9 protein-coding genes are annotated in these 12,985 nt (G+C 73.3%); 4 read left to right on the forward strand and 5 right to left on the reverse strand.

The annotated features are described in order from the left end of the window. Positions 1-5: 5 nt before the first annotated feature. The 4 genes from HF526_RS16710 to HF526_RS16725 form a co-directional block, all read right to left on the reverse strand. Positions 6-836 (reverse strand): hypothetical protein, encoded by an 831-nt coding sequence (locus HF526_RS16710; protein ID WP_169382381.1) that lies wholly within the window; start codon positions 834-836, stop codon positions 6-8. 225 nt (positions 837-1,061) lie between these two features. Next, positions 1,062-1,520 carry a GNAT family N-acetyltransferase gene (locus tag HF526_RS16715; protein ID WP_169382382.1) on the reverse strand — a complete coding sequence of 153 codons (459 nt, stop codon included), beginning with the start codon at positions 1,518-1,520 and terminating at the stop codon, positions 1,062-1,064. A gap of 41 nt (positions 1,521-1,561) precedes the next feature. Continuing rightward, entirely contained in the window at positions 1,562-1,852 is a 291-nt protein-coding gene (locus tag HF526_RS16720) for a hypothetical protein (protein WP_169382383.1), read from the reverse strand. A 194-nt stretch (positions 1,853-2,046) separates the two neighbouring features. Continuing rightward, the gene (locus HF526_RS16725; protein WP_169382384.1) at positions 2,047-4,137 is read right to left on the reverse strand and encodes an Hsp70 family protein; all 2,091 of its coding nucleotides are present in this window, start codon (positions 4,135-4,137) and stop codon (positions 2,047-2,049) included. Between the two features lie 307 nt (positions 4,138-4,444). Between HF526_RS16725 and HF526_RS16730 the strand changes: the two genes are divergently transcribed. The 4 genes from HF526_RS16730 to HF526_RS16745 all read left to right on the forward strand — a co-directional run bounded on the left by HF526_RS16730 (position 4,445) and on the right by HF526_RS16745 (position 9,982). Beyond that, the gene (locus tag HF526_RS16730; RefSeq protein WP_169382426.1) at positions 4,445-5,311 is read left to right on the forward strand and encodes an IniB N-terminal domain-containing protein; all 867 of its coding nucleotides are present in this window, start codon (positions 4,445-4,447) and stop codon (positions 5,309-5,311) included. 296 nt (positions 5,312-5,607) lie between these two features. Continuing rightward, positions 5,608-6,468 (forward strand): IniB N-terminal domain-containing protein, encoded by an 861-nt coding sequence (locus tag HF526_RS16735; RefSeq protein WP_169382385.1) that lies wholly within the window; start codon positions 5,608-5,610, stop codon positions 6,466-6,468. A gap of 188 nt (positions 6,469-6,656) precedes the next feature. Next, complete coding sequence (locus tag HF526_RS16740; RefSeq protein WP_169382386.1) at positions 6,657-8,489, forward strand: dynamin family protein; 1,833 nt, start codon at positions 6,657-6,659, stop codon at positions 8,487-8,489. Further along, positions 8,486-9,982: a dynamin family protein gene (locus HF526_RS16745; protein WP_169382387.1), complete on the forward strand. Its 1,497-nt coding sequence runs from the start codon at positions 8,486-8,488 to the stop codon at positions 9,980-9,982. Before HF526_RS16740 ends, HF526_RS16745 begins: the two co-directional genes overlap by 4 nt. A 12-nt stretch (positions 9,983-9,994) precedes the next feature. On the opposite strand, the gene HF526_RS16750 is transcribed toward HF526_RS16745, so the two are convergent. Next, complete coding sequence (locus HF526_RS16750) at positions 9,995-12,703, reverse strand: helix-turn-helix transcriptional regulator (protein WP_338051530.1); 2,709 nt, start codon at positions 12,701-12,703, stop codon at positions 9,995-9,997. Positions 12,704-12,985: the final 282 nt, after the last annotated feature.

The following is a 12,985-nucleotide window of genomic DNA, read 5'->3' on the forward strand; positions in this document are numbered from 1 at the left end:
ACCGGTCAGCGGACCCAGTGGCGATCGTCCTTGCGGCGCTGCGCAGGCGACCGCGCGAGCACCACGACCCCGGCGCCGGCCAGCAGCAGACCCGCCGCCAGCACCCATCCCCAGCCCTGGCGGACCGGGTCGTCGAGCAGCCCGATTCCGACCAGGCCGGGCAGGACGACCTCGGTCACCGTGAACACGGCCGTCACCGCGGCCAGCTCACCCAGCCCGAGCGCGCGCGAATAGCTGATCAGTCCGACCAGCCAGAAGCCGATCACGAGGTACGTCGCCGGTTGGCCCAGCAACCCGACGACGTCGGCACCCACCCCGTTGCGGATCTGCACCGCGCGCACCCCGAGTGACGTGCCGCCGAACCCGAGCCCGGCGATCACCGCCAGCGGCCAGGAATGCCGGGTGTTGGCCAGCGCGAGCAGCGCCCCGGCGAGGAGGATGAGCGCGGCGAACAGAATCAGATCGGCGGTGAACGGGACCGCCTGCGGTTCGTCCCCGCCGGCGCTGCCCGCCACCAGCACCAGGCCGACCAGGCAGGCCCCGATGGCCAGCCGGTCGATCACGCGCAACACGGTGCCGTACAGCACCCGGGTCGCGATCGCGGTCAGCGCGATCGCTCCGCCCAGGATCGCCTGCACGGCGAAGACCGGCAGATGCCGCAGGGCCACCACCGTGCACCCCCAGGCCAGCCCGTCGACGACCAGGCCGATGAGGTAGCGCGGCTGCACGACCAGCGGCCGCCGCCGGGTGGCGCGGCCGGCCCCGTCGGCCTGCAACAGGCCGGCGACACTGTTGAGCACCATCGCGGTGACCGCGAACAGCAGCCCGATCAGCACGAGGCCGGGCCGTTCACGCGATCGGCACGGCCGCGACCGGCTGCAGGGGCAGTTCGCCGCCCATCCGGCCCCCTTCCCGTCGTGCTCTCACCACGACCGCCCCGGTCATCGTCGCCGCTCGCAAGCATGCCCTGCCCCGGCTTCCAGGAAACCCGATGACCGCCGACCGGGTGTACAGGTCGTGCTGCTGGAGCACCCGTCACCGCGCACGGCCCAGTCCGGTTCTCAGCCCCGGGAGCCGCCCAGGGCAAGCCGCATCACCGGGAGCTTGCGCCCCAGTGGGGAGTCGGTCATCCGGACCTGCCGGCCGCCCATCCGTTCGTAGAACCCGACCGCGTACGGCTCGGCCTCCCACTCCAGGACGGCGGCACCGACCGCTGTCGCCCGGGCCCGGGCGTGCTCGAACAACCGCCGGCCCAGGCCGCAGCCGATCTCGGCCGGTTCCAGCCACATGTCGTCGAGGACGGCCAGTTCGCCGCGCTGCAGCACGGTGTAGAAGCCGACCACGACGTCGTCGCGGTCGGCCACCCACACCTCGTTCGCCGCGATCACCTCGGGTGAGAGGCCGAGCGAGCGGGCGAACCGCGCGATGAACCGATCAGGGTAGGGCCAGTACGCCTTGGATCGCACCGCGATCCCGGTGAGCAGGTCGGCCTCGTCAGGACGGGCCGGACGGATCAGCACCCCACCACGATGGCACCGATCCTGCGTCGGCGCGTCCTCCCTCAACCGCGCGCGGAACCGCTGGTCACCTGCATCGACCCGCCCTGCCGGGGGATCTCGAAGAACCCGCTCATCAGCCCACCCGGGGCCGGGGCGTCGATGTCCCATCGGGTGGGGCGCAGGTCCTGCAGCTTGCGCCGCGCGACCTCGGTGGCCCGGACGGCGACGAGCACGAGGACCGTGCCCACCAGCAGTGGGGCACCGACCAGCAACACCAGCCAGCCGAACGCCAGATACGCGACGACCAGCGCCGCAACCTCCATCGCGATGACCGCCCCCGCCAACCGCGCCACCACGGTCCCCTTTCCGTACTCAACTTCTGGCCGCGTCCCCGGCGGCCCCGACCCGTCATCGACGGTGGCCGGGCGCACGTGACCCGCTGCGTTCAGTCGAGATCGAAACGAGACCAAGCCGATACGAGGGCTCCGTTTCCGCGGCGATCCGACCCCTTTCGTTCACCGACCGGCGACGAGGCGGTCGCGGCCGGTCAGGCCGGCGAGATCGCCGATCCCCCGCCGGACGCGGTTGGCGGTGCGGCAACCGGCGTTGCCGCCGAGCCGCCTTCGGCGCTGTTGCCGCCCCCGCTCGGGGCCTGAGGGGGAGACCCGCTACCTGTGGTGCCGCCGCCCGCCGGTGGCGTGCCGCCGTTCGCCGGAGGCGCCGCACCGCCCGAGGGTGTTGTGGAGCCCCCACTCGCCGGAGGCGCCGCACCGCCCGAGGGTGTTGTGGAGCCCCCACTCGCCGGAGGCGCCGCACCCCCGCTCTGCGGCGCCCCGGCACCTGGTGCGGTACCGCCCGGAACGGGCGCCGGCGCCGGAGCCGCCCCGGTGGACGCCGGGGGACCGCCCACGGGCGCCGGAACGGCCCCTCCCGGGACTCCACCGGTCCCTGGCCCCACCGTGGCCCCGCCATGGCCGCTGGCGTTCCCTGCCGATGTGCGATTGCCGTTTCCAGAACCCGTCCGGGCGACCACGGGCCCCGCGGCATCTGCCGGGGCCGGCGCCAGGTTCGGGGTCACGGTCGGTGCCTCGGCGCGGGTGGTCGCCACCGAACCGCCGGTACTGACCTCGCTGGTGGGGGTCGAGGACGTCGAGGTGGGCCAGGTCAGTGCCGCGATCAGCACGGCCGCGGCGGCCAGCGCACCACCGGCTCCGACGAGCAGCCCCACCGGACGGCGCTTGGCCGGCGGCTCGTTGTCGTAGTCCCAGTCCGGCTGCGGCAGGTGGTACATCGGCGGCCGCCCGGGCTGCGGGCCCGACGGCGGCAACAGCGCGGTGTCACGTTCCGCCGGGACGGCCGGCTCGAAGAGCGCCCCCGGCGGCCGCGGCGACGCATTCCAGAGGCCGACGGTGGTCGGGTAGTGCTGCGCGGGGAAGCCGGGCGCGGGGGTGGTGACCTCGGGGGCTCCGACGGCCGGGGGTGCGGCCAGCGCGGTCCCGGCCATGCCGGCGGCGGCCGGGGCGGCCGCGGCGACCGGGGCCACCGACACCTCCGGCCAGGACGCCGTCGGCTTGGGGGAGACAGCGAGGGCGGCGCCCTTGGCGATGGCGTTCTTCGGGTCGGCGTCCACCGCGACCGGCCGGCCCAACTGCTCGGAGACCAGCTGCGCCACCAGCGGGATCCGCGAGGACCCACCCACCAACAGCACCGCCGAGAGCCCCTCCGGGGTCAACCCGGCCGAGGCCACCGCCCGGCGCAACGCCGCCACCGTCTCCTCGACCTGCGGGCGGATCATTTGCTCGAACTCGCTGCGATGCAACCGCACCGCCCCCCGCGACCCGGGCAACAACACCGGCACCGACACCTCGGTGTCCGCGCTCAACGCCTCCTTGGCCTCGGTGCACTCCCGCCGCACCCGGGCCACCCCGGCCAGCACCGCCGCATCCGCCTCGTCCAGCCCCTCGAACGCCTCCGGCAACCCGTCCCGGACGTGGTCGAACACCACCTCGTCGAAATCCACCCCGCCCAGGCGCTCCAGCCCCTCCGGCCGGCCCAGCAACCCGAAGCCCGCGTCCTTGCGCACCACCGCGGCGTCGAAGGTGCCCCCACCCAGGTCATAGACCGCGATCGTCGAGCCCGGCTCGACCCGCTCGGCCGCCGCGTAGTGCAACGCCGCGGCCTGCGGCTCGGCCAGAAACGTCACCGCCAGCCCCTGCCCGGCCAGCGCAGCGGCCAGCAACTCCTTCTTGTGCGCCCCCCACGACGCCGGATGGGTCACCGCGATCCGCGCCGCCGGGCCCCCCTCGCGCTCGGCCACCCGATCGACCACCCAGCGCACCAACCGCGCCGAGAGCTCCTCCGGCGCCCACGCCCGCCCGGCCACCACCACCGGCGTCGGATCCCCGATCCGGCGCTTGAACTCCCGCACCACCCGATCCGGATCGGTCAGCGCCCGCCGCTCCGCGGCCTCCCCGACCACCACCGCACCATCCGGCGCCACGAACAACACCGAGGGGACGGTCGCGGTGCGGGTGCCGAGGGTGACCACCTCGGGCTCGACCCAGTGACGGTCCGACGCGCGACAGACGGCTGCCGCCGTGTACGTCGTGCCCAGATCGATCCCGAGCTGGTAGCCCATGGCCGTCCCCTTACCCCCCGGCTGCCCTTCTGCCCCCGCCACATCGCGGGTGCGGGCACCTGTACCGCCCATCGGAGTATGTCGGCCCCTCGTTAGCACTCTTCGGCGGCTACTCCTCGAAAGAGGAGCGAACCGGGCGATCCCCCCATGTCCCCCTAATCGCCCGGAGCCGGTCCCCATCGCCGGCGCCGGCGAACCCTGGCCGATCCCCGATGGCCTGCGGCCATCGGCTGCCTACCTTCAGCCGCAACGCCAGGGCAGCCCCCCGGCCCGCATCGCAGTCGCGACCGACCAGGAGATGATCACGATGGCCGAGCAGTTCTCCCTGCTGGAGTTCATCCTGCACCTGCTCAACGACGAGGGCGCCCGCGAGCACTTCAGCGCGGACCCGTACGGGGAGCTGGCCGAGCATGGTCTCGAGGATCTGTCCGCGGAGGACGTCCACGACGCCCTGGTGCTGATCCAGGACAGCCACACCGCCAGCTTCGACCGCAGCTACGACACCGGCCACAACGCGATCGCCACCGGCTCGTTCCACCTGCCGCCGGTGCCGGTCCACGCGGGACCCGAGTCGCACAAGGCCGCGGTCGAATACCTGAACACCTACATCACCAACAACTACGTCGACGACCGCGACACCATCGTCGACAACTCGATCAACCAGAACATCGACAACCGCGGTGGCTACTTCGAGCAGGACATCGACGTCGACTCGGTCGTCGCGTCCGGCGACGGCGCGGTGGCGGCCGGCGGCGACATCGAGGACTCCACCATCACCACCGGCAACGGCAACGTCGTCGGCGACGGCAACCACGTCGTGAACGGTCACGACAACACCACCGCGTTCGGCCGCGGCGACGCCACCAGCACCGAGGTCGGCGGCGACGTCAACCTGGGCGACGGCGCGGCCTTCGCCTCCGGCGGCGGCGCGGTGGTCCACAACACCGACAACAGCACGAACGACTCGTTCAACGACTTCAGCGACAACAGCACGAACGACTCGTTCAACGACCACAGCGACTACAGCGTCGAGGACTCGTTCAACGTCGACATCGACGAGAGCACCAACGACTCCTACAACGACAACAGCGCCAACTCGGTCGAGGACTCGGGCAACACCGCCGTCAACGCCGGTACCACCAACTCCTACAACCAGGACATCGCGCTCGGCTGATCACGCTCCCGCCAGCACGCCGCGACCCCGTCGACCCGGCATCACCCCGGGCGGCGGGGTCGTCATGCGTACGGTGGCGCTGACCTGCGGATTCATCCCCCCGATACCCCGCATCAGGGCTCGTCCGCGCATCCCCGAACCCCCTACCGCGCCGGCGCACGACCCCCGCACGGCACGCAGATCGAACTCTGGCCGATCCCCGATGGCCCAGCGCGCAAACCGACCTAACTTTCTCTTCAGCGCCGGGATGACGAATCCGGCAGAACGCACCGAACTTCCCTCAGGAGATGATCCGTATGAGCGCTCCGACCTCGCTGATCGAGCTGCTGCTCAACCTGCTGCGCGACCCCGAGGCGCTGGCCGCCTTCCAGGAGGACCCGCAGAGCTTCCTGTCCTCCTGCGGTATCACCGAGCTGTCCCCGGAGGACGTCCACGACGCCGTGGTCCTGGCGCAGGACAGCCACGACTCGAGCTTCGACCGCGACCACCACACCGGTGGCAACCACGTTCAGCTGCCCCCGCCCCCGCCGGCGCCGCACCCGGCCCCGGGCGAGAGCCACCACGAGGCCGCGATCAAGTACCTGAACACCTACATCACCAACAACTACGTCGACGACCGCGACACCATCGTCGACAACTCGATCAACCAGAACATCGACAACCGCGGTGGCTACTTCGAGCAGGACATCGACGTCGACTCGGTCGTCGCGTCCGGCGACGGCGCGGTGGCGGCCGGCGGCGACATCGAGGACTCCACCATCACCACCGGCAACGGCAACGTCGTCGGCGACGGCAACCACGTCGTGAACGGTCACGACAACACCACGGCCTTCGGCAACGGCGACGCCACCAGCACCGAGGTCGGCGGCGACGTCAACCTGGGCGACGGCGCGGCCTTCGCCTCCGGCGGCGGCGCCGCGGTCCACAACACCGACAACAGCACGAACGACTCGTTCAACGACTTCAGCGACAACAGCACGAACGACTCGGGCAACGACTTCAGCGACAACAGCCAGGAGAACGTGGGCAACGTCGACGTCGACGCGAGCGTCAACGACTCGGGCAACGACAACAGCCACAACAGCATCGACGACTCGTACAACACCGCGGTCGACGCGAGCACGCACGACTCGGGCAACGCCACCGTCGGCCTCTGATCCACATCCTCACAGCTCAGGGATGCATGCCCCACCCGGAGTAGGCTCCCCTGATGCGACAGCCGGCTCCACCGTTCCCGGACACCCGGGGGTGGTGGGGCCGGCTTCGTCGTGTAGGTACAAGGTGCAGTCTGTAGGCCGACGTCCACGACCGTGGACGGCGAGGAGGCGAGGAGGTCAGCAAGACCGTGGCAGTTCCCGCAGCGGTCGATCTCGTCGACCTCGCACTGAAGGCGACGACCGCTTACGAGCGCCCCGACCTCGGCGCCCGGCTGCAGCAGACGCGCAGGCGGCTCGCCGACCCCAACGTCCGGGTGCTGATCGTCGGGGAGTTCAAGCAGGGTAAGAGCCAGCTGGTCAACGCGCTGGTCAACGCCCCGGTGTGCCCTGTGGACGACGACATCTCCACCGCCGTCCCGACCGTCGTCCGGCACGGCGAGACGACGTCGGTGACGCTCGTTCGGGAACCCGGCAGCGAGAGTGACGAGCGCCCGCCGGAGCGCACCGTGGTCCCGATCGGCCGGCTCGCCGAGTACGTCTCCGAGGCCGGCAACCCGGGCAACCGGGCGAATCTCTCCTACGCCGAGGTCAGCCTGCCCCGCAAGCTGCTGGCCGGTGGCCTGGTGCTCGTCGACACACCCGGCGTCGGCGGTCTCGGCTCCGCGCACGGCGCCGCGACGATGTCGGCGCTGCCCAGCGCGGACGCGGTGGTGCTGGTCTCCGACGCCGCGCAGGAGTACACCGGCCCCGAACTGGAGTTCCTCGCCGCGGCGATGAAGCTGTGCCCGAACGTGGCGTGCGTGGTCACCAAGACCGATCTCTACCCGCACTGGCGGCGCATCGTCGAGCTCGACAAGGGGCACCTGGCCGAGGCCGGGATCGACGCCGAGATCTTCCCGGTGTCCTCGATGCTGCGGCTGCACGCGGCGCAGACCCAGGACGCCGCGCTCATGGACGAGTCCGGGTTCACGGAGTTGATCAGCTTTCTGCTGCGCAAGGTCGTCGCCCGCGCCGACGACCTGGACCGCCGCTCCACCGGCCATGACGTGCAGGCCGTCGCCGAGCAGCTCGCGGCCAGCATGAAGGCCGAGCTGATGGCGCAGGAGGACCCCGAGCGCGCCGAGGCGCTGGTGTCCGAGCTGACCCGGGCCAAGACCCGGGCCGACGAGCTGCGGCAGCGTTCGGCCCGCTGGCAGACCACGCTCAACGACGGCGTCGCCGACCTCATCTCCGACATCGACTACGACCTCCGCGACCGGCTGCGCACCATCGCGCGCGAGGCCGAGCAACTGCTCGACGACGCCGACCCGGCCGCCATCTGGGACCAGTTCTCCGAATGGCTGCAGCAACAGGTGGCCTCCGCGGCGTCGGCCAATTTCGTCTGGACCACGCAACGGGCCCGCTGGCTGGCCGGGCAGGTGGCCGAGCACTTCGCCGAGGGCGCCGACGTCGCGCTGCCGGAGTTGCGGTTCGACCAGTCCGCCGCGGTGGCCGGGAAGGTCAACGCCGTGGAACAGCCCGTCGACGAGAAGCTGAGCATCGGCGGGGCGCTGTTCACGGGCATGCGCGGTGGCTACGGCGGCATGCTGATGATCGGGATGGCGACGACGTTCGCCGGCCTCGCGCTGCTCAACCCGATCTCGATCGGCGCGGCCGTGCTGTTCGGCGGCAAGACCGTGCACGACGAGCGCAAACGCCTGAAGCAACGCCGGCAGGCCGAGTCGAAGAACGCCGTGCGCCGGCACATCGACGAGGTCACCTTCCAGGTCTCCAAGGACTCCCGCGACATGCTCCGCACCATCCAGCGCCAACTGCGCGACCACTTCACCGCGCTCGCCGAGGAGCTGTCCACGTCGCTGGCCGAATCGGTCGCGGCGGCGCAGAGCGCGGTCAAGACCAACGTGTCGGGACGCGACCGGCGCATCGCCGACCTCAAGGCGGAGCTCGCCCGCATCGACGCGCTGAGCAAGCGCGCCGTGGCGCTGCTGGCCCCGGCCGAGACCGTGCAGGGCAGCGCATGACGGCACCCACCGTGCCGAGCCTCGGTTCGGTCGTCCGTGTCCTGCTGCGCCGCACCATCGACACCTACCGCGACAGCCCACAGGCCGTCGGCTGGCTGCAGCACCACCTCGGCCGCTTCGACGAGCCGCTGCGGGTGGCCATCGCGGGCAAGGTCAAGGCAGGGAAGTCGACGCTGCTCAACGCGCTGGTCGGCGAGGAGATCGCACCGACCGACGCGGGCGAGTGCACCCGGGTCGTGACCTGGTACCAGGACGCGCCGGCGCCCCGGGTGCTCATGTACCCGCGTTCCGCGCCGCCCCGGCCGCTGACCATCAGCCGCTCCCGCGGGGCGCTGACCTTCGACCTGCAGGGCACCCCGACCGAGGACGTCGACCGGCTCGTCGTCGACTGGCCCTCGCAGAACCTGCGGTCCACCACGCTGATCGACACCCCGGGGATCGCGTCGCTGTCGGCCGACACCTCGGCGCGGGCCGGCGCCTTCCTCGCGCCGGAGGATTCGCCGTCACAGGCCGACGCCGTCATCTATCTGATGCGCCACCTGCACGCGAGCGACGTGCGCTTCCTGGAGTCGTTCTTCGACCAGGGGGTGGCCCGCGCGACCCCGGTCAACACGATCGCGGTGCTGTCCCGGGCCGACGAGATCGGTGTCGGGCGGCTGGACGCGCTGAGCTCGGCGCGGCGGATCGCGCGCCGCTACCGCTCGGACGACAAGCTGCGCGGGCTGTGCCAGACCGTCGTCGCGGTGGCCGGGCTGCTCGCCCAGACCGGCCGGACCATGCGCCAGGACGAGTTCGCCGCCCTCGTCGAGCTCGCCGCGCTGCCGCGCGCCGATCTGGACTCGATGCTGCTGTCCGCCGACCGGTTCGTCCGCAACGATCCGGCCGATCGAGCCGTGCCCAGCTCCGACACCCGGGCCCGGTTGATCGAACGGTTCGGGCTGTTCGGGGTGCGGCTGGGCACGACGCTGGTCCGCCAAGGCATCAACGATCCGACGCGGATCGCCGAGGAGCTCGTCAAGCGCAGCGGTCTCGACGAGCTGCGCATGGTGCTGAACAACCAGTTCAGCGAGCGCCGTGACCTGCTCAAGGCCCGGTCGGCGCTGCTGGCCGTCGAGCTGGTGCTGCAACGCGAGCCGCGGCCCGCGGCGGCCCCGCTGGCGGCCGAGGTGGAGCGGATCCTGGCCGGCGCGCACGAGTTCGCCGAGCTGCGGATGCTGTCGACGCTGCGGGCGGGCGGGGTCCGGCTGCCCGTCGAGGCCATGGAGGACGCCGAGCGGCTACTCGGCGGGGACGGTGGCTCTGCCGCGGCCCGGCTCGGGCTGCCCCCCGGGGCCGGCGCCGCGGACCTGCGCGCGGCCGCGCTGGACGCGGTGGCGCGCTGGCAGCGCAAGGCGGAGAGCCCGATGTCGAGCCGGTCCACTGCGGACGCCGCTCGGGTCGTCGTGCGTAGCTGCGAGGGGATCCTGATGGGACTCGGCGCGGTGCAGCGCTAGGGGCCACCGCCCCTACTCGGCCGTCGGCCCCACGATCTGCCGCAGCTGCGCGAACAGCTCCCCCCGGCTGCTCGACCCGAGCCGCTGGCGCATCCGGGCCACGTGGTGCTCGACGGTCTTCGCCGAGATGAACAGCTGCTCGCCGATCTGCTTGTAGGTCAGCCCGTCGAGGACCAGGGTCGCGACCTCACGCTCGCGCTCGCTGAGCGGGCCGTCGCCGTTCTGCTCCGCAGCCGGCGCCGCGTCGGCGGCGGGCGCGGGATGCCGGCCGGGCGTGGCCGGTACCGGGATGACGGGGACGCCGGTCGAGCCGGTGTCGGTGGCCGGGCGCGGCGCCGGGGCGGCCGCCGGGCCGCTGCTCTGCAGAGCGCGGGCGCAACCGAGCAGCGCGCTCATCGCCTTGCGGTCGCGGGTCCGGATCGCCGCCTGGCCGGCGAGCTTGCCGCCCTCCCAGGACAGCCCGACCGCGTGCAGCCCGCGGGCCGCCGCCTCGACGGCCTCGGCGTCCACATCGGAGTCCATCAGGCGCACCCAGTGCAGGGCGGCCGCGGCCAGCGCCGCGGTGTACCGGCTGCCGTCCGCGGCCGCCGCGAGGGCCTCCGCGTGCCGTCCGGCGGCCTCGCGGCTCTCGGCCAGGATCGCCGCGTGCAGTTCGGACCAGTGCAGCGGCGCCGACCAGAGCGCCGGGTCGCCGAGCCGGGTCAGCAGCGACGCCGCCTCATCCAGGTGCGGACGCACCCAACTCGACTCGCGCAGCCGGGTGGCCGCGATCGCCAGCTCACCCAGCGGCTGCAGCACGAACAGGTCCACCGGGTGCCGCACGATCGCCTCCCGGGCCCGGCCCCAGGCCGGCATCAGTGAGGCCAGGTCACCGGCCCGCCGGGCCAGCGCCACCTCCAGCGCTGCGGCGAGCAGTTCGTCGCGCGGCTCCAGGCGGACCTCGCGCGGCGACGCCACGGCCAGCAGCGAGCGCGCCGTCGTCGTGGCCCCGCGGAACAGCGCGATCCAGCCCAGCAGCAGCCGGTGCCGGGTCGCGGCGGCCTTGCCGCCCAGCCGGACCTGCACCGCCCGTTCGAGCACCGACTGGGCGACGTCCAGCTCGCCGCAGTGGATCGCGACGAGCGCGGCGAGAGCGGCCGGGGTGTCGGGCAGCAGCGCGGCCCGGTTCGACGACTCCAGCAGCGCGGCCGCACGGGTGAGCTGCGACAGTGCCGCCGTCGGTGACCCGGCAACCGAGTCGTAGACGCCCTTGGCCGTCAGCTCCTCGGCCCCGGCCAGCAGCGTCGGCGGGCGGCCCGGCCGACCCGGGACGGCCGGCCCGCGCAACACGTCCCGGGCCTCGTCGAGCGCGCCGGTGCCGATCAGTGCGGGGACCGCCAGGACCGCGGCGGTCCCCAGCGCCGGCCCTGCGGCGCCACCCATCCAGCGGTAGAGCTCGGCGCTGCGGCCCAGCAGCCCGCGGTGCGCGAGGACCGCGGCGGCCACCGTGCCGGCCAGCACGGCGTCCTCGGTCTCGACCTGGTCCACAGCGGACAGCACGTGGTCGGCCTGGTCCAGCGCGAGGTCGAGATCTCCGGCCAGCACCGCCGCCTCGGCCCGGCGCGCGGCCACCCGCAACGCGGGCGCACCGGCCTGGACCGCGGCGGCGTAGAGCTCACCGGCGGCCGGCGAGCCCACCCGCACCGCCTCGTCGGCTCCCGCGGTGAAGACCTCCGCCGCGCGCGCCCCGGTGGCCCCGGTGCCGAGCAGGCCGCGGGCCGCCTCCAGCACGCTGCCGCCACGGTCGATCTCGATCTCGGCCAGCGTGCGGCGCAGCTCCAGGCGGCGCGCCGTCGGTGTCCGGGCGGTGATCGCCGCCGCCACCAGCGGCGCGAGCCGGCCCTCGGCGGTGAGGTAGCCCGCGGCCCTGGCCTCCTCGACGAGCTCCTCGACCTCGTCGATGCCCCCGCCCGCGGAGTCGGCCAGGCCGAGCAGCGGGACGAGCACCTCGGCATCGCGCGGCGCGCCCAGGGCGAACGCCACCAGCAGTTCCCGGACCCGCCGCTCCAGTCCGTAGACGGTGTAGCCGATCTGCTGGATCAGCGCGGCAGGCGCCTCGTCGGGCAGCGAGCCGGGTTGCGCGAGACGGGCCCGGTCGGCCGGACCGGCCTGCTCGATCAGCGCCGCGATCAGCCGGTCCACCAGTCCGGGCAGGCCGGCGGTCTGCCGGGCGACGTGGTCGACCAGTGCGGCCGGGGGGCGTTCCCGCAGGGCCAGCGCGGCGCGTGCGGCGACGCCGCCACGGTCGAGCGGGCCGAGTACCAGCGGGGGTCCGGCGAGCGCAGCACCCAGGGCCGCCATCTCGGGGGTCCGCGGCCACGGCCGGTGCGCCACGATCATCTGCCGGCCGCTGCCGGTCGCCAGTTCACACAGCCGCACGAGGTCGGGCCCGGTCAGCAGGTGGGCGTCGTCGACGATCAGGGCCGCGGCCGGGTCGACCGGCTCGCCGGCCCCGGGCAGTGCGCGCAGCACCGGGACCCCGCCGGCCCGGAGCGCGGTCGCGAGGGTGTCCAGCAGGACGGTCTTGCCGTGCCCGCCGGGGGCGACCACGTCGATGCGCCGATCGCTCGCGGGATCCGCGACGATCTCCCGGTAGAGCCGCCGGGCGGCCGTGGTCCCGGCCAGCGCCGCGTCCGGTTCGGTCCGGATCGACTCCGGGCCCACCGGGGTTCGGGTCGTCACGACTTCCGCACCCCTCTCGCCGGTGGGCACCAGCGTCGGTCGCGGCGATGTGTGATCGCCGCACCGCGGGCGCCCAGCACCCTGGCGTCGACCCCGGCCGGAGGGCGGCGCCGGTCATGGCTCCACCCTGACAGGCAGGTGTCGCGCGTCTGCACGTAGCTCACCCGAACGGGGAGAGCGCAGCGAGCGTACTGGGTGCGTCCGAACGCCCGGCGGCCACCGGAACGGAGCAATCGGCGCCGCCGACGACGTGCGCGGACCGGGTGGGAAGATGCGTCGCCG

This window comes from Pseudonocardia acidicola (assembly GCF_012911935.1).
Taxonomy (GTDB): Bacteria; Actinomycetota; Actinomycetes; order Mycobacteriales; family Pseudonocardiaceae; genus Pseudonocardia; species Pseudonocardia acidicola.

What these genes read in the sequence shown, in the direction of transcription:
- HF526_RS16730 (WP_169382426.1), top strand. Translation starts at nt 4,445, where the DNA reads ATGGCCGAGCAGTTCTCCCTGCTGGAGTTCATCCTGCACCTGCTCAAC.
- HF526_RS16745 (WP_169382387.1), top strand. Translation starts at nt 8,486, where the DNA reads ATGACGGCACCCACCGTGCCGAGCCTCGGTTCGGTCGTCCGTGTCCTG.
- HF526_RS16725 (WP_169382384.1), bottom strand. Translation starts at nt 4,137, where the DNA reads ATGGGCTACCAGCTCGGGATCGATCTGGGCACGACGTACACGGCGGCA.
- HF526_RS16735 (WP_169382385.1), top strand. Translation starts at nt 5,608, where the DNA reads ATGAGCGCTCCGACCTCGCTGATCGAGCTGCTGCTCAACCTGCTGCGC.